15 protein-coding genes, 1 other RNA gene and 1 pseudogene are annotated in these 20,416 nt (G+C 59.3%); 16 read left to right on the top strand and 1 reads right to left on the bottom strand.

Translation table 11 applies throughout. The features are described from left to right. The first annotated feature begins 17 nt into the window (after positions 1-17). The 13 genes from rnpB (at position 18) to murB (ending at position 14,849) form a co-directional block, all read left to right on the top strand. Positions 18-421: RNase P RNA component class A (gene rnpB, locus QE408_RS17875), an RNA gene on the top strand. A 387-nt stretch (positions 422-808) separates the two neighbouring features. Further along, positions 809-1,249, top strand: coding sequence for a division/cell wall cluster transcriptional repressor MraZ (mraZ, locus tag QE408_RS17870; RefSeq protein ID WP_306933478.1), 441 nt, complete (start codon positions 809-811; stop codon positions 1,247-1,249). 14 nt (positions 1,250-1,263) lie between these two features. Beyond that, complete coding sequence (gene rsmH, locus QE408_RS17865; protein ID WP_306933476.1) at positions 1,264-2,289, top strand: 16S rRNA (cytosine(1402)-N(4))-methyltransferase RsmH; 1,026 nt, start codon at positions 1,264-1,266, stop codon at positions 2,287-2,289. A gap of 1 nt (position 2,290) precedes the next feature. Further along, positions 2,291-2,854 carry a cell division protein FtsL gene (ftsL, locus tag QE408_RS17860; protein WP_306933474.1) on the top strand — a complete coding sequence of 188 codons (564 nt, stop codon included), beginning with the start codon at positions 2,291-2,293 and terminating at the stop codon, positions 2,852-2,854. Further along, positions 2,854-4,593, top strand: coding sequence for a peptidoglycan D,D-transpeptidase FtsI family protein (locus tag QE408_RS17855; protein ID WP_306933473.1), 1,740 nt, complete (start codon positions 2,854-2,856; stop codon positions 4,591-4,593). The genes ftsL and QE408_RS17855 overlap by 1 nt, the downstream gene beginning before the upstream one ends. 58 nt (positions 4,594-4,651) lie before the next feature. Further along, positions 4,652-6,112, top strand: coding sequence for a UDP-N-acetylmuramoyl-L-alanyl-D-glutamate--2,6-diaminopimelate ligase (locus QE408_RS17850; protein WP_306933471.1), 1,461 nt, complete (start codon positions 4,652-4,654; stop codon positions 6,110-6,112). Then, positions 6,109-7,542 (top strand): UDP-N-acetylmuramoylalanyl-D-glutamyl-2,6-diaminopimelate--D-alanyl-D-alanine ligase, encoded by a 1,434-nt coding sequence (locus QE408_RS17845; protein ID WP_306933469.1) that lies wholly within the window; start codon positions 6,109-6,111, stop codon positions 7,540-7,542. The genes QE408_RS17850 and QE408_RS17845 overlap by 4 nt, the downstream gene beginning before the upstream one ends. 117 nt (positions 7,543-7,659) lie before the next feature. Beyond that, a complete protein-coding gene (mraY, locus tag QE408_RS17840) occupies positions 7,660-8,760 on the top strand; it encodes a phospho-N-acetylmuramoyl-pentapeptide-transferase (protein WP_306933466.1) in 1,101 nt (366 codons plus the stop codon). Between the two features lie 3 nt (positions 8,761-8,763). Further along, positions 8,764-10,173 carry a UDP-N-acetylmuramoyl-L-alanine--D-glutamate ligase gene (murD, locus tag QE408_RS17835; protein ID WP_306933464.1) on the top strand — a complete coding sequence of 470 codons (1,410 nt, stop codon included), beginning with the start codon at positions 8,764-8,766 and terminating at the stop codon, positions 10,171-10,173. A gap of 4 nt (positions 10,174-10,177) precedes the next feature. Next, positions 10,178-11,332: a putative lipid II flippase FtsW gene (gene ftsW, locus QE408_RS17830; protein WP_306933463.1), complete on the top strand. Its 1,155-nt coding sequence runs from the start codon at positions 10,178-10,180 to the stop codon at positions 11,330-11,332. Between the two features lie 6 nt (positions 11,333-11,338). Continuing rightward, a complete protein-coding gene (gene murG / locus QE408_RS17825; protein ID WP_306933461.1) occupies positions 11,339-12,475 on the top strand; it encodes an undecaprenyldiphospho-muramoylpentapeptide beta-N-acetylglucosaminyltransferase in 1,137 nt (378 codons plus the stop codon). Beyond that, positions 12,472-13,887: a UDP-N-acetylmuramate--L-alanine ligase gene (gene murC, locus QE408_RS17820; RefSeq protein WP_306933459.1), complete on the top strand. Its 1,416-nt coding sequence runs from the start codon at positions 12,472-12,474 to the stop codon at positions 13,885-13,887. The genes murG and murC overlap by 4 nt, the downstream gene beginning before the upstream one ends. Next, positions 13,884-14,849 (top strand): UDP-N-acetylmuramate dehydrogenase, encoded by a 966-nt coding sequence (murB, locus tag QE408_RS17815; protein WP_306933457.1) that lies wholly within the window; start codon positions 13,884-13,886, stop codon positions 14,847-14,849. Before murC ends, murB begins: the two co-directional genes overlap by 4 nt. A gap of 461 nt (positions 14,850-15,310) precedes the next feature. Here the strand turns inward: murB and QE408_RS17810 are convergent, their stop codons facing one another. After that, on the bottom strand, positions 15,311-16,615 hold the full coding sequence (locus QE408_RS17810) for an MFS transporter (RefSeq protein ID WP_306933455.1): 1,305 nt from the start codon (positions 16,613-16,615) through the stop codon (positions 15,311-15,313). Positions 16,616-17,152: 537 nt separating this feature from the next. Between QE408_RS17810 and QE408_RS17805 the strand changes: the two are divergent. The 3 genes and pseudogenes from QE408_RS17805 to ftsA all read left to right on the top strand — a co-directional run bounded on the left by QE408_RS17805 (position 17,153) and on the right by ftsA (position 20,328). Further along, a pseudogene (locus tag QE408_RS17805) lies at positions 17,153-18,080 on the top strand (D-alanine--D-alanine ligase). A gap of 32 nt (positions 18,081-18,112) precedes the next feature. Then, positions 18,113-18,997, top strand: a complete 885-nt coding sequence (locus QE408_RS17800; protein ID WP_306934850.1) for a cell division protein FtsQ/DivIB — start codon at positions 18,113-18,115, stop codon at positions 18,995-18,997. After that, positions 18,994-20,328, top strand: coding sequence for a cell division protein FtsA (gene ftsA / locus QE408_RS17795; protein ID WP_306933453.1), 1,335 nt, complete (start codon positions 18,994-18,996; stop codon positions 20,326-20,328). Before QE408_RS17800 ends, ftsA begins: the two co-directional genes overlap by 4 nt. Positions 20,329-20,416: the final 88 nt, after the last annotated feature.

The raw sequence follows: 20,416 nt of genomic DNA, 5'->3' as shown, positions 1-20,416 counted from the left end.
CGTCTAAGGAGCGCGTGCCAGTTGGCCGGGCAGCCGCGCTTTACCAATGTCGAAAGACGGTAGGGTGAGGAAAGTCCGGGCTCCACGGAAACACGGTGCCGGATAACGTCCGGCGGGGGTGACCCTAGGGAAAGTGCCGCAGAGAGTAGACCGCCACCTTTCAGGTGGTAAGGGTGAAAGGGTGGGGTAAGAGCCCACCGCGCCGCTGGTAACAGGGGTGGCATGGTAAACCCCACCGGGAGCAAGACCGAATAGGGATGACGTGGGGTGCCGCGAAAGCGGTGCCTACAGCCTGTTTCCGGGCGAGTCATCCGGGTGGGTTGCGCGAGGCGGCATGCAAATGCCGTCCCAGATGAATGGCTGCCACGTTCCGGGTCAAACCGGGGCCATACAGAACCCGGCTTACAGGCCAACTGGCGATTTCTCTCTTTCTCTTCCCATATGAAGCCGATTCCGATCTTCGGAATAGGGCATTGTTATCGTTCAAGAAATTTTCTTCCAAGCTTCCGTAACGGGAGGCGGGGAGGGCGCTCGAAAGCGCGGCCGGTAAACCATTCGTTAAACTTAACGGGATATGAATATTCGAATCCGAAGTCGGTTCGCGCCGCCTTCTCCCATTGACGCCCATAGTGTCCCATGATATCCCAAATGCACACCACAAGGGGTCGTGTTTTTGACCCGCAATCGCTGAAACGGATGAAAGGCCTTTCCAAGGCTGCAGAATGTTTGGTTCTGCCGGTCAGCGATTTGTCGTGCGTATCGGTGTCGCCTGAGCATGCGGCTTCAGGCGTTTCTGGCGAGTTGTCATATGGGGCGCTTTTTATCGAATGTGACGAACAGGATCGACGCCAAGGGGCGTGTTTCGGTTCCGTCGGCGTTTCGTTCGGTGTTGGCGCAGCGCGATATCCAAGAGCTTTATTGCCTTCAGGATTTCGCCTTTCCGGCCATCAGCATTGGCGGGCCGGACCTGTTGGATCGCTACGAGCGGCAGATCGCGTCGATGGATGCGTTTTCGCCGGAAGCAAATGCAATGTCGCTGCTGGTTCACGGTGGCGGCGTGTTCATGAAGCTCGACGGGGAAGGGCGGTTGATGGTCACGGATTTCATCCGGGACTTCACCGGTATCACCACCGAAGTGACCTTTGTCGGTCGGGCGGATCATTTTCAGTTGTGGCAGCCGGACGCGTTTCACGAGGCGCAGACGGCGGCAAGAGCGGGGCGCAGTTTTTCTGCTGTTCGCCCCGTATAAGGCGGGGACACGGAATGGCGGCGAATTCTGGCGGACGATCTTCTGATGCCGGTGGCGGACCTGTTCGCCACATTCCGGTTCTCCTTCGCGAAGTTTTGAGCGCGCTTGATACCGCGGAAGGCAAGATCATTCTCGACGGCACGTTTGGTGCTGGCGGCTACACCCAGGCGATCCTCGACCGCGGCGCTCATGTCATCGCTCTTGATCGTGATCCAACTGCAATCGCTGGCGGCCAGCCGATGGTTGCCGCCAATGGCGGGCGGCTCTCTCTCATTCACTCGCAGTTTTCCGACCTGGCAGCGCATGCGCCGGCCCAAGGGCTCGATGGCGTGGTGCTGGATATCGGTGTCTCGTCCATGCAGATCGATGAGGCCGAGCGCGGCTTCTCCTTCCAGAAGAACGGCCCGCTCGATATGCGCATGTCGGCATCCGGCGTTTCCGCCGCCGATGTCGTCAACCGCTGCAAGGTCGGCGATCTGATCCGCATCTTCGGCTTTCTCGGTGAGGAAAAGCAGGCAGGACGTATTGCCCGTGCCATCGAGAAGAAGCGTGCGGAAGAGCCCTTCCGCACGACGCGCGACCTTGCCGGGCTGATCGAAATCGTCACGCCGCGCAAGGCGAAGGATAAGATCCATCCAGCGACCCGCGTCTTCCAGGCGCTGCGCGTCTTCGTCAATGATGAGTTGGGCGAGCTGGCAAAGGCCTTGTTTGCGGCCGAACAGGTGTTGAAGCCCGGCGGCCGTCTCGTCGTCGTCACCTTCCACTCACTGGAAGACCGCATCGTGAAGAAATATTTTGCCGATCGTTCCGGCCGCGCGGCGGGTTCACGCCATATGCCGATGGTGGAAGACAAGCCGGCGATCTTCGATTCGCTCGGCAAGCCGATGGTTGCGGCGAGCGAGGAAGAGGCGGAGCTCAACCCGCGTGCCCGTTCCGCCAAGCTGCGCGCTGGGGTGCGAACAACCGCTCCGGCCCGTCCGGCGGACATCTCCATTTTCGACCTTCCCGATCTCGCCAGCCTTGAAAAGATGGGAGGCTGACATGCTGCGCACACTCGACCTCATTCTCGTCGGTGTGATGGTGTCGGCGGCCGTCGTCACCTATTCCATCAAGCATCAGGCCGATCTCAAGCTTGAATCGGTCAAGAAGCTCGAAGCCGAGATCAAGCTGGAGCGCGATACGATCGATCTTCTGCGGGCCGACTGGGCTTTGCTGACGCAGCCCAACCGGCTGCATCGGCTGGTCAATGCCTATCAGGCGGATCTTCAGCTGACGCCGACGCTGCCGACGCAGCTGGCACAGCCGCAGGAACTTCCAATGCTGCGTTCGCAGTTGCCAAAGCCGCCGGAGCCGGAAGGCATGAGTGTCGAAGACGTGATCGCCGCGGCGGTCAACGGTTCCAAGCCCGGCGCCACACTTGGCGGCGCCAAGCCCAAATCGGCGCCTGCCGGCCAGATTGTCGCCACCGGCGGCAAGCCTGTTCCGGCACCGGCGCCACGCTCGCATGTCACCCGTGCGCCCAAGCAGCCAATGCCTGCTCCAAGAGCGCCGGTGGGTGACGAGTCTGGTGAAATGGATGAAACGATAACAGGATCGGTGGACTGATGTCTTTTCTCTCCCGCGTCATGGTTTTGAAGAGCAAGGCCCATTTCTCCGCCAGCACGATCGGCGGAGCGGACCATGCTGCCTTTGAAGGCGCACGCAAGAAGCGCGCTTCGCAGGCAAAGAGCCGCGTTGGCCTGTTGATCTTCGGCTTCGTCTGCTTTTACGGCGTCATCGGCGGCCGTCTGGTGCAATATGGCTTGGCCCAGCAGGAAACCGTTTCCAGCATTGCGCCCGCCGACAGGCTGATGGCCTCGCGTCCCGATCTGCTGGACCGCAATGGCGAGGTACTGGCGACCGACATCCGCACTGTTTCGCTGTTTGCCGAACCGCATCGCATCGTCGATGTCGACGAGGCAATCGAGAAGCTCCGCACCGTTCTGCCCGATCTCGATACGCGCGGCACTTACCAGAAGCTGACATCCAGTTCGCGCTTCCAGTGGCTGCGCCGTCAGTTGACGCCGAAGCAGCAGAGCCAGATCCTGGCGCTCGGTATTCCCGGCATCGGTTTCAGGCCTGAGAAGCGCCGCTTCTATCCGGGCGGTCCGACGGCGGCGCATGTCGTCGGTCACGTGAACATCGACAACCGCGGCGTTGCCGGTATGGAACGCTATCTCGACAGCCAGGGCCTTGCGGATTTGACCGCGCTTGGCATGACCTCCGACCAGCCGCTTGAGCCTGTAAGGCTTTCCATCGATCTGCGCGTCCAGGCGATCGTGCGCGAAGTGGTGGTCAACGCCATTCAGAAGTTCCAGGCAATTGGCGCAGGTGCTGTCGTCATCAACGTCCACACGGGTGAAATCCTCGCCATGGCGTCGCTGCCGGACTATGATCCGAACAATCCGGCGGAAGGCGCCAAGGAAGGCTGGCTGAACCGCATGTCGAACGGTACGTTCGAAATGGGCTCGACGTTCAAGTCCTTCACCATCGCCATGGGTCTGGACGAGGGCGGTATCTCGCTGGGTTCCACTTTCGATGCACGCTTCCCGATCCGCATCGGTGGCTTCACCATCAAGGACTTCCACGGCAAGGGTCGCATCCTGTCCGTGCCGGAAATTTTCCAGTACTCGTCCAACATTGGTACGGCGAAAATCGCCGACACGGTCGGGACCGAAGGCCATAAGGAATTCCTGACACGCCTTGGCCTGCTGTCCCGGATGCAGACGGAATTGCCGGAAGTGGCCATGCCGACACAGCCGCGCCAATGGAAGAAGATCAACTCCATTACGATTTCCTTCGGCCACGGCGTCTCGACCACTCCATTGCAGACGGCGATTGCCGGTGCGGCCCTCGTCAATGGCGGCAAGCTGATCGAGCCGACGTTCCTCCCGCGTACGGTTGAACAGGCCGATGCGGTGGCGAAGCAGGTGATCAAGCCCACCACCAGCCGCGACATGCGCTTCCTGTTCGAATGGAACGGCGTCAATGGTTCTGGCCGCAACGCCCGTGTGGAAGGCTTCAATGTTGGTGGCAAGACCGGCACGGCCGATAAGGTGGTCAATGGCCGCTATGTGCACGACAAGAACTTCAACGCTTTCCTCTCGGCGTTCCCGATGGAGAAGCCGGAATATGTGGTGCTTTCCTTCATCGACGAACCGAAGACAGACAAGGGTAACGGCGCTGCACTTGCAGGTACGTCCGCGGCTCCAATGGTGCACGACATCATCACCCGCTCTGCCGCGATCCTCGGCGTGAAGCCGAAGTTCGGCAAGGATGGCTCGGCCTTGCTCGTGTCTTATTGATTGGTACAGCTTATGATGGACCGGCGATTCGCGTCGGGGGGACATGACGGACACATCAATGAATTTGCGAGATCTATCGGGACAGTCGTTTCCGGAACTGAATGAGTTGCTTCGGACGGATGCCGGAGCGCTGACCATCACCTCGATCACGGCTGATAGCCGCAAGGTCGCGCCGGGCGCGCTCTTCGTCGCTGTTGCCGGCAACAAGGCGGATGGCGCGAGTTTCGTGCAGGATGCTGTTGCCAAGGGTGCAGTCGCGATCGTTTCCGGCCAGCCTATTTCCGCAGATGTGCCGGTTCTTGTCGTCTCCGATCCCAGATTGTATCTCGCGCTCGCCGCCGCCCGCTTTTACGGGAAGCAGCCCGAGACGATGGTCGCCGTCACCGGCACGGCCGGCAAGACTTCTGTTGCGTCCTTTACCCGTCAGATCTGGGCCTTTGCCGGTCATCCAGCCGCGCAGATCGGCACGACTGGTGTTATTGCGCCGGGCCGCGAAGATTACGGTTCGCTGACCACACCCGATCCTGTTTCTCTGCATGCGCTTCTGGCCGAGTTGGCGTCGGAAGGCGTTACCCACGCCGCAATGGAAGCCTCCAGCCACGGTCTCGATCAGCGTCGCCTGGACGGCGTCAAGCTCTCCGCTGCCGGTTTTACCAATCTCGGTCGCGACCATATGGATTACCATCCGACGGTCGACGACTATATGGCGGCCAAGATGCGGCTGTTCGATACGCTTCTGCCAAAGGGCTCGCCGGTGGTGATATTTGCCGACGATCCGTGGTCCGCGCAAGCAATCGACGTGGCGACCAAGGCTGGTCATGATGTGCGCACTGTTGGCCGCAAAGGCGAGTACTTGGCGCTGAAGCGCGTTGAGCATTTCCGTCACAAGCAGATGATCGAAGTTCATCACGAGGGCGCAATCCACGAGGTGGATATTCCTCTCGCAGGTGATTTCCAGGTGGCGAATGCGCTGGTTGCGGCGGGTCTTGCCATGTCGACGGGCGTTTCCGCGTCGGTTGCGATGAAGGCGCTGGAAAAGCTGATCGGTGCCGCCGGTCGTCTCGAACTGGTCGGGCAGACGAAAAACGGCGCGCTGGCTTATGTGGATTATGCCCACAAGCCGGACGCGCTGGAGAATGTTCTGACATCCGTTCGCCCCTTCACATCCGGCCGCATCATCACCGTTTTCGGCTGCGGCGGCGACCGCGACAAGGGCAAGCGTCCGATCATGGGCGAGGTGGCGACCCGGCTTTCTGACATTGTGATCGTCACCGACGACAATCCGCGCTCCGAGGAGCCTGCCACCATCCGATCCGAGATCATGGCGGCAGCACAGGGCGCACTGGAAATTGCCGACCGCGCAGAGGCCATCCGCCATGCCGTGTCGATGCTGGGGAATGGAGACACATTGATCGTTGCGGGCAAGGGGCACGAGGAAGGTCAGATCGTTGGCGGCGTCACGCTGCCATTTTCCGACCATGAACAGGTGCGTTCGGCGCTGGAAGGATTGAAGATTTGAACTGGTTATGGACAGTTGCGGACATGATTGCCGTTACGGCGGGACGTCCGGTCGGCAATCTGCCGCAAGGTATCACGGGAATTTCCATCGACAGCCGCACTGTGCAGCAGGGCGAGGCGTTCTTCGCTATCAAGGGCGACCGCGTTGACGGCCATGATTATGCGAGTTTTGCCGTTGCCAATGGCGCGAGCCTGATGGTCGTGGCCGAGGCCAAACTGCCTGCACTTGGACGCCTGACGGTGCCGATGATCGTCGTCGATGACGTTCTCTCCGCCCTCGTCAAGCTCGGTATTGCTGCGCGTGAAAGGACCTCGGCACGTATCATTGCGGTCACCGGTTCTGTCGGCAAGACCACGACCAAGGAGATGCTGCGGCAAGTGCTGGCTCCTTCCGGCAAGGTACATGCCGCGGTCTCGTCCTTCAACAATCACTGGGGCGTGCCGCTAACGCTGGCGCGCATGCCCGCCGATACCGAATTCGGCGTGTTCGAAGTGGGCATGAACCACCCGAACGAAATCCGCCCGCTGGTCAAGCAGGTCAAGCCGCATGTGGCGATCATCACCACGATTGCGGCGGCACATCTTGGCAACTTCAACAGTCTTGAAGAAATCGCCGATGCCAAGGCAGAAATATTCGAAGGCGTTCTGCCAGGTGGTGCGGTCATTCTCAATCGTGACAATGCGCAGTTCGAACGGCTGGAAGCAGCGGCGATCAATGTCGGCATCGAGCATATTCTGACCTTCGGCCAGCATGCCAAGGCCGATTTCCGGCTTGCCGACTTCGAAAGCACGCCGAACGGCTCGACCATCTGGGCGATCATCAATGGCGAGACAAGCGAGCTGAATATCGGCACGCCGGGTCGTCATGTTGCCGAGAATGCCATGGCTGCTCTCGGAGTCGTCGCGGTGACCGGTGCAAACCTCGATCGTGCTTTCCATGCGCTTGGTGCGCTTCGACCCGTCAAGGGCAGAGGAGAGCGTCACCGCCTGTCGGTCGGCGATGGTTCGTTCCTTTTGATCGACGAGAGCTATAACGCCAACCCGGCGTCCATGCGTGCAGCGATTGCGCTTTTGGCGCAGGCGGAAGTGAGTGGCAACGGGCGGCGCATTGCAGTTCTCGGCGACATGCTGGAAATGGGCGAGTTTGCCGCGGAAGTGCATGAGGAACTCTCCGGTCCGATCCTGTCTGCCGGCATCGAACATGTCTGGCTTGCCGGAGAATCGATGGCGCATCTTCGCGACGCGCTTCCGGACAGCGTCAATGTGTCCTGGTTCCCGACGACCGCTGAACTGGCTGAATTCGTTCTGAAGTGGGTGCAGCCGGGCGATGTGGTGATGATAAAATCGTCACTTGGCATCGGTTTCGGCAAGATTGTCTCGGCTCTTCTTGACAAGTATCCGGCATTCCCCGAGACGGAGCGCCAGAATTAGAAAGCCTGAAAGTCCGAATTTTTCGGCTTTCTGCGCGCGATACGGAAACAAGGACCTTGAAGCGGCGCTGGTTTTACCTCCCGCCCGCCGCTTCGACCGCCTTTCGAAAGGGCAAACATGCTGATCTGGCTCGTTGAACTGTCGGACAAAATTCAAATCTTTAACCTGTTCCGGTACATCACGTTCCGGGCGGGTGCAGCGCTCTTTACCTCGGCGCTCATCGTCTTCCTGTTCGGACCGGCCATCATCAATTCGCTGCGCATTCGTCAGGGCAAGGGTCAGCCGATCCGTGCCGACGGCCCGCAGACGCACTTCAAGAAGGCGGGTACGCCGACCATGGGCGGCTTGATGATCCTTGCCGGTATCCTCGGCGGCTCGCTGCTTTGGGCCGATCTGTCGAATGTATATGTCGTCGCGGTTCTTCTGGTGACGCTTGGCTTCGGCGCCATCGGCTTTTACGACGACTACCTGAAGGTGACGAAGCAGAGCGACAAGGGCTTTTCCGGCAAGGCGCGTCTTGGCATCGAATTCGTTATCGCTGCCATTGCCACGTTCTTCATGATGAAGATTGCGCTTGCCACGGCACCGCATGGCGGAACGCTTGGAAGTTCGGTCGCCTTTCCCTTCTTCAAGGAATTCGTGATCAATCTCGGCTATTTCTTCGTTCTCTTTGGCGCTTTTGTCATCGTCGCAGCCGGTAATGCGGTGAACCTGACGGATGGTCTCGATGGTCTTGCCATCGTGCCGGTGATGATTGCAGCGGCGACCTTCGGTGTGATTTCCTATCTCGTCGGCAATGCGATTTTCGCCAACTACCTTCAAATCAATTTCGTGCCCGGAACAGGTGAGCTTGCCGTGATCGTCGGCGCGGTCATCGGCGGGGGGCTCGGCTTCCTCTGGTTCAATGCGCCGCCAGCCGCTATTTTCATGGGCGACACCGGCTCCCTGGCGCTTGGCGGCCTGATCGGTTCCATCGCCGTTGCGGTCAAGCATGAGATCGTGATGGTGATCGTCGGTGGTCTCTTCGTCATGGAGACGCTTTCCGTCATCATTCAGGTCTTCTGGTTCAAGCGCACCGGACGGCGCGTGTTTCTGATGGCGCCGATCCACCATCATTTCGAAAAGAAGGGCTGGACGGAAAGTCAGGTCGTGATCCGCTTCTGGATCATCTCCGTCGGTCTCGCCATGCTCGGCCTTGCCACGCTGAAGCTGAGGTAAGCGATGATCCCCGTCACCTCTTTTGCGGATAAAAAGGTTGCACTCTTCGGTCTCGGCGGTTCTGGCCTCGCGACTGCAAGAGCGCTGGTCGCTGGCGGCGCAAATGTGATCGCTTTCGATGACAACCCCGATAGCGTTGCGAAGGCTCACGGGGAGGGGATTCCGACTGCCGATCTGCGCACGCTCGATTGGTCTAAGCTTGCCGCTTTCGTGCTGGCACCCGGCGTGCCGCTGACCCATCCGAAGCCGCACTGGTCGGTCGATCTTGCCAAGGCGGCGGGCGTTGAGGTGATTGGCGATATCGAGCTTTTCGTGCGCGAACGCCGTGCCCATGCGCCGGATTGCCCGTTCATCGCCATTACCGGCACGAATGGCAAATCCACCACCACGGCTCTGATTGCGCATATTCTGAAATCCGCAGGCCGCGATACGCAGCTTGGCGGCAATATCGGCACGGCCGTTCTCAGCCTCGATCCGCCGAAAGCCGAACGCTTCTATGTCGTCGAGTGCTCGTCCTATCAGATCGATCTCGCGCCGACATTGAACCCGACGGCTGGCATCCTGCTCAATCTGACACCCGATCACCTGGATCGCCACGGCACGATGCAGCATTATGCCGATGTGAAGGAGCGTCTCGTTGCAGGAAGCGATACCGCCATTGTGGGTGTCGATGATAGCTTCTGCACGCTGATTGCCGATCGTATCGAGCGCGCTGGCGTGAAAGTCAGCCGGATATCGAAGCGCAATGTGGTGGCTGACGGGCTTTACGCCGAAGGCAGCCGGATCATGAAGGCCGAGGGCGGCACGTCGTCACTGCTTGTCGATCTTGACGGTATCCAGACGCTGCGCGGTAGCCACAATGCGCAGAATGCGGCGGCTGCGATTGCGGCTTGCCTCGCAGTCGGCATCTCCGAGGAAGAGGTGAAGGCGGGTCTGAAATCATTCCCCGGCCTGAAGCACCGGATGCAACCGGTTGGGCGGCGTGGCAACGTCACCTTCATCAATGACAGCAAGGCGACCAATGCGGATGCGTCTGCACCGGCGCTGTCGAGCTATGACCGTATCTATTGGATTGCGGGCGGCTTGCCGAAGGCCGGCGGCATTACCAGCCTTTCGCCATTGTTCTCGCGTATCGCCAAGGCTTATCTGATTGGCGAGGCGGCTGCGGAGTTCGCTGCGACGCTGGGTGAGGCTGTGCCCTATGAGATCTCCGGCACGCTGGACAAGGCAGTACAGCATGCTGCGGCCGATGCCCTTGCCGAAGGGGCGAGCGGCAATGTCGTGATGCTATCTCCGGCCTGCGCAAGCTTCGATCAATATAAGAATTTCGAAATACGTGGTGATTCGTTCGTGTCCCACGTCGCCGCACTCGATGGTGTGACGATGCTGGTGGACGTGCAAAAGGAGCGCTGAAGACATGGTAAGCCGTACTGACCGCGGTCCAGTCGCGGAATGGTTCTGGACAATCGATCGCTTCTTTCTGGCGGCTTTCATTGCGCTCATCGGCATCGGTCTGATGCTGTCCTTCGCCGCGTCGCCTGCAGTTGCCGAGCGCATCGGTCTCAACAGCTTCTTCTTTGTCGAGCGTCAGGCGATGTTCATCGTTCCGTCGATGGCGATCATGATCGGCCTTTCCTTCCTCTCGCCACGCCAGGTGCGGCGCGTTGCCATCGTGCTGTTGATCGCATCGCTCCTGATGATGATCTTCGCGCTGTTCTTCGGCATTGAGGTCAAGGGTGCGCGCCGCTGGATTTCGATCGGCAGCTTCTCCATTCAGCCGTCCGAATTCATGAAGCCGGCCTTCGTCATTGTCTGCGCCTGGCTTTTTGCCGAGCGCGCTCGTCACCCGGAAATTCCAGGCAATCTTTTTGCCATCATCACCTTCGGCATTGTTGCCGCTCTTCTGATCGCCCAGCCGGACTTCGGCCAGACGATCCTGACATCCGTCGTCTGGGGTGGCATGTTCTTCATGGCCGGCGTGCCGTGGTTCTGGATCATCATGCTCGGCGGACTTGGGGTTGGCGGCATTGTCACCGCTTATCTTACGCTTCCACACGTGGCTGGTCGTATCGACCGATTCTGGACGGGCGAGGGCGATACATTCCAGGTGGATACCGCCCGTGAAGCGATCATCCGCGGCGACTGGTTCGGCCAGGGTCCGGGTGAAGGCATCGTCAAGCGCATCATTCCAGATAGCCATACAGACTTCATCTTCTCCGTTGCGGCAGAGGAATTCGGTATCCTTTTCTGCATGGCGCTGGTTGCGATCTTCGCCTTCATCGTGCTGCGGGGCTTAAGCCACGCCTTCAAGGAAAAGGACGATTTCGTCCGCTTTGCGGTGGCAGGTCTCGTGCTTCAGATCGGCATGCAGTCGATGATCAATATCGGCGTCAATCTCGAACTCATGCCTGCCAAGGGCATGACGCTGCCGCTGATTTCCTATGGCGGCTCCTCGATGATGGCGATCTGCGTCACCGCCGGTTTCCTGCTGGCGCTCACACGACATAGACCCGAGAAGCGCGCGCAGGAGCGCAGCTTCTTCCGCGTGGGCGCGGGTCTTCCTGCGGAGTAAAGAGTTATGACCAAGGGTATTGTTATGCTTGCCGCCGGGGGAACCGGCGGCCATGTTTTTCCAGCCGAGGCTCTGGCTTATGAGTTGAAGGCCCGAGGCTATTCCGTGCATCTGGTGACGGACAGCCGCGCCGAGCGCTATGCGGGCAAATTTCCTGCCGATGAAATTCATGTTGTGCCGTCTGCCACGATTGGCTCGAAAAATCCCATTCGTGTCATCAAGGCGCTGGCAACGCTGTGGACCGGTCTTCGCTCCGCGCGCAAGCTGATGACGCGGCTGAAGCCGGTCGCCGTGGTCGGCTTCGGTGGTTATCCGACAGTGCCGCCGCTTCTCGCCTCGACCGGCATGGGCGTCCCTTCGCTGCTGCATGAACAGAATGCCGTCATGGGCCGCGCCAACAAGGCGCTGGCAAAGCGGGTGAAGGCAATTGCCGGGGGCTTCCTGCCGGAGAACAAGGGCGAGTTCGGTGACAAGATCGTCATGACCGGCAACCCTGTTCGCCCGGCGGTGCTTTCTGCTGCCGAGGTGCCCTATACGCCGTCTCAGGCGGGTGAAGATTTCAACCTTGTGGTGTTTGGCGGAAGCCAGGGCGCACAGTTCTTCTCAGCAGCCGTTCCTGCGGCCATCTGCCTTCTTCCAAACGAATTGCGCAGCCGTATTACACTGACGCAGCAGGCGCGTGTCGAGGACAAGGACAGCGTCGTCGAATCCTACAAGAAGCTCGGCGTCAAGGCGGATATCTCCCCCTTCTTCGGCAATATGGCCGAGCGGATCGCACAGGCCGATCTGGTCATTAGCCGCTCCGGCGCCTCGACCGTTTCGGAGCTTTCGGTGATCGGCCGTCCTTCGGTGCTCGTTCCCTATCCGCATGCCCTCGATCACGACCAGGCGGCCAATGCCGCGGCCCTTTCCGCCGCAGGCGGTGCCAGCGTCATCAAGCAGCCCGAGCTTTCGCCAAAAGCGCTCTCGGCCCTGCTCGCAGATGCAATGAACGATCCGGTGCGACTGGAAAAGACGGCAGCTGCAGCCAAGGCCACCGGTAAACCGGATGCGGCAAAGCGTCTTGCCGATCTTGTGGAGGCAATCGCAGCGGGGAAAAGCGTTCAGCAATTCAAATCGGAAAATGAAGGAGTGCATCCATGAAGATGCCGAAAGCCATCGGTCTTGTCCATTTCATCGGAATTGGCGGCATCGGCATGAGCGGCATTGCCGAAGTGCTGCACAATCTTGGTCATCGCGTTCAAGGCTCCGATCAGGCAGACAGCGCCAATGTGCAGCGTCTGCGCGATAAGGGCATCGAGGTTTTCGTCGGGCACAAGGCCGAAAACCTTGGCGACGCGGAAGTGGTGGTGGTGTCGACTGCCATCAAGAAGAACAACCCTGAACTGGTTGCCGCGCGCGAAAAACATCTGCCGATCGTTCGCCGTGCGGAAATGCTGGCTGAACTGATGCGTTTTCGCAATGCAATCGCCATTGGCGGTACGCATGGCAAGACCACGACCACCTCTATGGTGGCGACGCTGTTAGAAGCCGGCAATCTCGATCCGACCGTTATCAATGGCGGCATCATCAATGCCTACGGCACCAATGCCCGCATGGGCGAGGGCGAGTGGATGGTGGTGGAGGCCGACGAATCCGACGGCACCTTCCTGAAGCTTCCCGCCGATGTTGCGGTCGTGACCAATATCGATCCGGAGCATCTTGACCATTACGGCAATTTCGATGCGGTGCGTGAAGCCTTCCGTCAGTTCGTCGAGAACGTACCTTTCTATGGCTTCGGCGTCATGTGCCTGGACCATCCGGAAGTGCAGACGCTGGTCGGCAAGATCGAGGATCGCAAGGTCATCACCTATGGCGAGAACCCGCAGGCTGACGTGCGCTTCTCCAATGTCCGCATCGACGGCACGAAGTCCGTCTTCGATGTGGAAATTCGCCGTCGCCGTACGGGCAAGGTGTTCTCCTTCAAGGATCTCGTCCTGCCGATGCCCGGCCGTCACAATATCTCGAATGCCACGGCGGCGATCGCTGTTGCCAACCGGCTTGGCATCTCCGAAGCCGACATCAAGAAGGGGCTCGGCTCCTTCGGTGGCGTCAAGCGCCGCTTTACGCTGACGGGTGAATCGAACGGCGTTCAGGTCTTCGACGATTACGGCCACCATCCGGTGGAAATCAAGGCGGTGTTGAAGGCCGCGCGTGAAGCCTGCAAGGGCCGTATCATCGCCGTGCATCAACCGCACCGTTTCACGCGTCTGTCGAGCCTGTTTGAGGATTTTGCTCACTGCTTCAACGATGCGGACACAATTCTTCTTGCTCCGGTTTATGCTGCGGGTGAAGATGCCATCGAGGGCGTGAACTCCGAGACGCTGGTTTCTGCGACCAGGGCTGCGGGACATCGCGATGCCCGGTACCTCGCCTCGCGGGACGATCTGGCAAAGACGGTGGCAGCCATTGCGAATCCGGGTGATTTCGTGGTTCTCTTGGGGGCTGGTAATATTACGCAGTGGGCGGCGGCGCTGCCCTCGGAATTGGATAGCATTTCAGGAAAGTCTGCATGAGACAGGTGGATGGGGTAAAGTTGCTGGGAAGGCTCGGCGACGGGGTGAAGGAACTAAGAGGACGTGTGACGCCGGACTCGCCAATGGACCGCGTGACGTGGTTCAGGGCCGGTGGTCTTGCGGAACTGATGTTCCAGCCCCACGATACGGATGATCTCATCACCTTCCTCAAGCTTCTGCCGGAAGATGTTCCGCTGACAGTCGTTGGCGTCGGTTCCAACCTGCTGGTCCGCGATGGCGGCATTCCGGGCGTGGTCGTGCGTTTGTCCGCCAAGGGCTTTGGTCAGGTGGAGCTTGCGGGCGAGAACCGCATCAAGGCCGGTGCGATTTGCCCGGACAAGCATATCGCGGCCATGGCGATGGATAACGGCATCGGCGGCTTCCATTTCTATTATGGTATTCCGGGTTCCATCGGCGGCGCGCTGCGCATGAATGCCGGCGCCAATGGTGGCGAGACCCGCGACCGTGTGATTGAAGTCTATGCGGTGGATCGCAAGGGCAACAGCCATGTGCTGTCCAACGCCGATATGCAGTATAGCTACCGGCACTCAGGCGCCGATAAGGATTTGATTTTCACCGGTGCGCTCTTCGAAGGCTATCCGGAAGACCGTGCGAAAATCCGCGCCGACATGGACGCGGTGCGTCACCACCGCGAGACGGTTCAGCCGATCCGCGAACAGACGGGCGGTTCGACCTTCAAGAACCCTGAAGGTCACTCCGCCTGGGAGCTGATCGACGAGGCGGGCGGTCGCGGCATGGTGATCGGCGGCGCACAGATGTCGTCGCTGCATTGCAATTTCATGATCAATACCGGCCACGCCACGGGCTACGATCTCGAATATCTCGGTGAAGCCGTGCGCAAGCGGGTCTTCGAAAATTCCGGCATTCGTCTCGAATGGGAAATCAAGCGCCTCGGGCTCTTCATGCCAGGCCGGGAAGTCGAGCCGTTTCTGGGAGCGTGATCGTGAGCTTGGTGCATAATGAACGTACCAAGCTTTTGGCCAACTCTATTGACCGTCTTTCTACCGCCTGCATAGCAGCTGGCTTCATTGCGCCAGCTGTGTCCCTCGCAAATGGGGCAGGGCTCACGATCTCTTGGGGGATCGTTGTCTCTACCCTCACTTGGCTTTTGGCTGCTTTGCTATTACATTTGGGTGCAAGACACGTGCTCGGAAGGCTGCGGCCATGAACTTGGCGACATTCTTTTTTCTGTATGTTTTACCATTGCTGATCAGTGCGGGCGTTTGGGCTGCAATCTGGATCAGCGATGCCCGTCGCTCTAACCGGCATAAAATTCACCCAGGTGAGTGAGTGTAGAAACTAAAAAAGCCCGCGAAGTCAGAAACTTCGGGGGCTTTTTTGTGAGGTTGATTCAGGCTTCAAGCGGCGCATCCGTGATGGCGCGCCGCCTCATCCGATGACGTTATACTTCGTCCTTGCCGGAGGCGAGGATGCAGATCAGCGTGATGACAGCAGCCAGGCCGAGATAGTAGCCGACGGCTGGCATGCCGTAATTCGTCTGCAGCCAGGTCGCGATATAAGGTGCGAGCGAGGCGCCGACGATGCCTGCGAAGTTGAAGGTCAGCGACGCACCGGTGTAGCGCACGCTGGTGGGGAACGGCGCTGCCAGTGCTGCACCGATCAGGGCGTAGGTCATGCCCATAAGGGCCATTGCCGACGCCGCGAAGACCGCAACGCCCGCCTCGCCGCCGCCCAGCAGAACCGGAAGCAGGAAGGAGAAGGCGGCAATCAGGACCGTGATGACGATCAGCGACAGGCGACGACCGACCTTGTCGCCGACAATGCCGGTCAGCGGAATGAAGATACCGAAGACCACGGCGCTGAGGATCTGGATTTCCAGCGCGTCGAGGAAGGGGATCTTCAGGACCTTGACGTTGTAGGACAGCAGCCAGGCGGTTGCGATGTAGAACAGCACGAAGGTGACGAGCGCGACAAAGGTGCCGAGGAACAGGCTGCGCTTGTACTTGGTGAAGATTTCCTTGGCAGGAACGGCAACGCGCTCATGCTTGTCGATGGCCTTCTGGAAGGCAGGCGTTTCCGAAATGGAGAAACGAACCCACAGACCGACGGCGATCAGCAGCGTCGAGGCGATGAAAGGAATACGCCAGCCCCAGGAGATCAGCGCTTCATTCGACATGACATGCAGAAGCAGCCAGAAGATGCCGGACGACAGAAAGAGGCCGACCGGTGCGCCGAGCTGCGGGAACATCGCATACCAGTTGCGTTTGCCGGGAGGGGCGTTTTCCGTTGCGAGAAGAACCGCACCGCCCCATTCGCCGCCAAGGCCGAAGCCCTGACCGAAACGGCACAGCGCAAGCAGCAGCGGAGCGAGGACGCCGGCTGTCTCGTAAGATGGCAGAAGACCGATCACGACGGTCGAAACGCCCATCGTCAACAGCGCTGCAACGAGCGTCGTCTTGCGGCCGACGCGGTCACCGTAGTGGCCGAACACCAGAGCGCCGAGGGGACGGGCGAAGAAGGCGATCGAGAAGGTGGCGAAGGATGCAAGCAGCGCCGTCATCGGATCGCTGTTAGGGAAGAACAGCGTCGGAAACACGAGCACGGCGGCGGTCGCATAAACGTAGAAATCGAAGAACTCGATGGTCGTGCCGACCAGGCTGGCAGTAAGAACTCGTGCAGGCGAATTTGTCTTTACATCGTTCGGCTTGTCAGCTGTCGGCGATACAGGAGATATCGCGTCAGTCATTATGTTGGTTCCATTGTTAAGTAAGACTTATAAACCCTTGGGTAGGTTGCGGTTGCGTTAACGCAATTTTCGATCCTTTGAAACGCTTAAAGCGCAATAAGCAGCAAAAAATACGAGGATGGGCGGATTTTTCCGCTGGCGGCAGGGGTCGCCGGACAATCAACTCGCTGTTGTCACCATGTTGGGTGGTGCATCGGGTCGGTAGGTCGCGAGTGTTAAAACCCTGGGGAAAAACTGCCGATCTTAACGAATCGATCTTGCTTTCGATGCCGATGCTCGAACTCCGCGCAACGGATTTATTTGATCCAGTTCAAATTCTGAATCTTGCGTCGACCGCAACACTCTGATTCCAAGGAAGGAATCCGTGCCTCATGTGATTCTTTAACAAAAATCGCACCGCAGGCCGTTTCGGTTAAGGAAAGTAAACGCTTCGTTAACCTTAATGACGTTTAAGTGTCTCGTACGGGTCGGGCGAGAGAATCGTGAACCATTCCGGTTCCGGTGCCTCGTCTGGAATTTCAGGTGTTAGAGGTTGTTATGAGCGGCAAGCACGTGGCTGTTCTTATGGGTGGGTTTTCTGCGGAGCGGCCGGTCAGCCTCTCGTCGGGAGAAGCTTGCGCATCCGCGCTGGAAGGCGAGGGCTATAAGGTCACGCGTGTGGATGTCGATCGCAATATCGCTGCCGTTCTTGCCGATCTTAGGCCTGATGTCGCCTTCAATGCGCTGCATGGCCCTTTCGGTGAAGACGGTACGATCCAGGGCATCCTCGAATATCTCGAAATTCCCTACACGCATTCCGGTGTTGCGGCTTCCTCGCTGGCGATGAACAAGTCGCAGTCGAAGAAGATCGCTGCTGCCGCTGGCATTCCTGTCGCGGCGGAAAAGCTGATGAACCGCTTCGATATCGGTTCGGAGCATCCGATGGCCACGCCTTATGTGGTGAAGCCGGTTCGCGAAGGTTCGAGCTTCGGTGTCGTCATCGTCAAGGAAGACCAGTCCCATCCTCCGCAGGTGCTTGGTTCTGCTGAATGGCGCTATGGCGATTCGGTCATGGTCGAGCGCTATGTTCATGGTCGTGAAATGACCTGCGGGCGTGATGAATGGTGAAGCTCTCGGCGTTACGGAAGTGGTGCCGCTCGGCCATAATTTTTACGATTATGATGCAAAATACGCCAAGGGTGGCTCAAAGCATGTCATCCCGGCGGAAATTTCACCGAATATTTACCAAAGAATCCAATCATTGGCAGTCATGGCGCATCAGGTGATTGGCTGCCGTGGCGTAAGCCGTTCGGATTTTCGCTACGACGACCGTTTCTCAGAAGATGGCGAACTTATCTGGCTGGAAATCAACACCCAGCCAGGCATGACGCCAACCTCCCTCGTGCCCGAGATGGCGGCTTATCAGGGCCGTTCCTTTGGTGAGCTTGTCCGGTGGATGGTGGAGGACGCGTCGTGCTTGCGGTAAACGGCAAAAGATCGACAACCAAAAAGCGTGATATCCACGCATCGGCCGGTGCGGACGATCGCCTCGTCCTTCCGCGTCCGCTGCGTCGCGTGTTCCGCTTCTGTGTCAGCCTCGCGACTGGGCGCATTCACATTCCGGCCCATACCGGCACGGCCTCGACGCTAGTGTTCTTCTCTGCCATCGGTCTTTACGGCATGTCGCTTGGTGGCCACACGGAACTGGTCGCTCAGGCTACGACCTCCGCCGCCGGTTTCGCCGTCGAGGACGTGAAGGTCTCCGGTAATGTGCAGACGTCGGAAATCGAAGTCTTTCAGCTTCTTGGCCTCGATGGCGCAACCTCGCTGATCTCGCTTGACGTCAATGCCGCGCGTAAGAAATTGACCGAGCTTCCCTGGGTCGAAGATGTCGAAGTGCGCAAGGTTTATCCGAAGACGATCGAAGTTCGTCTGAAGGAGCGCCAGGCTTTCGGTATCTGGCAGCACGGTTCGGAACTGTCGCTGATCGAAAAGAGCGGCAGCGTCATCGCGCCGTTGCGTGATAACAAATATGCAGGCCTGCCACTCTTCGTTGGTCGTGACGCAGAAACGGGTGCCGCTGGCTTTGTCGACGAACTTGCCGACTGGCCGGAAATCCGCAACCGCGTTCGCGCCTATGTTCGCGTTGCCGGCCGTCGCTGGGACCTGCATCTCGACAACGGCATCGTCGTTAAGCTGCCGGAAGAAAATGTGCCGAAGGCGCTGCAGCTTCTTGCTCGTCTCGACATGGAGCAGAAAATCCTTTCGCGCGATGTCGCAGCCGTTGACCTGCGTCTTTCCGACCGCACGACGGTGCAGTTGACGGAAGGTGCGGCTGAGCGCCGCCAAGCCGCCGTCGACGCGCGCAGCAAGGCCCTCAAGAAAGCGGAGAAGAACACATGAGCTTGTTCGGTTCTTCCCAATTCGGTCTGCCGCGTCTGAAGCCCTTGCCGTCCAAGCGCAGCCATGTGGTCTCCGTTCTCGATATCGGCTCCACCAAAGTCGTTTGCATGATCGGCCGCCTGACGCCGCGCCAGGAGAGCGAAGTTCTTCCCGGTCGTACGCATAAGGTGGATGTGATCGGCATCGGCCATCAGCGTTCGCGTGGCGTGAAATCCGGCGTCATTGCCGACCTCGACGCGCTGGAAGGCGTCATTCGGCTGGCCGTCGATGCAGCCGAGCGCATGGCGGGCCTGACGGTCGATAGCCTGATCGTCAATGTTTCGGCTGGCCGTCTGGCGAGCGATATCTACACCGCCTCTATCGATCTCGGTGGCCAGGAAGTGGAATCCGGCGATCTGCGCAAGGTTCTGATCGCCGCAAGCCAGCAGTCGCTGCGCCAGGACCGCGCGATCCTTCATTCCCTGCCGACCGGCTATTCGCTGGATGGCGAGCGCGGCATTCGCGATCCGCTTTCCATGTATGGCGACCTGCTGGGCGTGGACATGCATGTGGTGACGGCGGAACGCACGGCTCTGAAGAACCTCGAGCTCTGCATCAACCGCGCGCACCTGTCGGTCGAAGGCATTGTTGCGACCCCCTATGCCAGCGGTCTTGCGGCACTTGTGGACGACGAAGTCGAACTTGGATGTGCTGCCATCGACATGGGCGGCGGCACCACGACGATTTCGGTTTTTGCCGAAGGTCGCCTGGTGCACACGGATGCCATCGGTCTCGGCGGTCATCACGTCACCACCGATCTGGCGCGTGGTCTTTCCACGCGCATCGAAGATGCCGAGCGTCTGAAGGTCGTTCACGGTTCGTCGCTTGCCAATGGCGGCGTGGATGATCGCGAAATGATCGCCGTTCCGCCGATTGGCGAAGACGATCGCGACCAGCCATCGCAGGTTTCGAAAGCACTGGTCAGTCGCATCATTCGCGCTCGTATCGAGGAGACGCTGGAACTGATCCGCGACCGGATCCAGAAGTCCGGTTTCAGCCCGATCGTGGGCAAGCGCGTGGTGCTGACAGGTGGCGCAAGCCAGCTCACCGGTCTGCCGGAGACGGCGCGTCGTATTCTGGCTCGCAATGTGCGCATCGGTCGTCCGATGGGCGTGGCGGGCCTGCCGGTTGCGGCCAAGGGCCCGGCCTTTTCTACCGCTTGCGGATTGATGATCTATCCGCAGATCGCGGACATTGAAATTCACGCGGCGCAGAGCGGAATGTTCTCGCCGTTTGGAATGGGCAGCGGGCGGATCGCTCGCGTGGGGCAGTGGCTGAAAGAAAGTTTCTGATCCTTTTCCTGCGTATCGGAAGAGGAATGAGTGAAGTTCAAAGAAATTGGCCAGCGGGGCGTTGCCGGCCATCAAAAGAAGGAATGGT

It is taken from the genome of Agrobacterium larrymoorei, assembly GCF_030819275.1.
GTDB lineage: Bacteria > Pseudomonadota > Alphaproteobacteria > Rhizobiales > Rhizobiaceae > Agrobacterium > Agrobacterium larrymoorei_B.
Note: the sequence above shows the minus strand (reverse complement) of the source record. Positions and strands in the feature narration are given on the sequence as shown.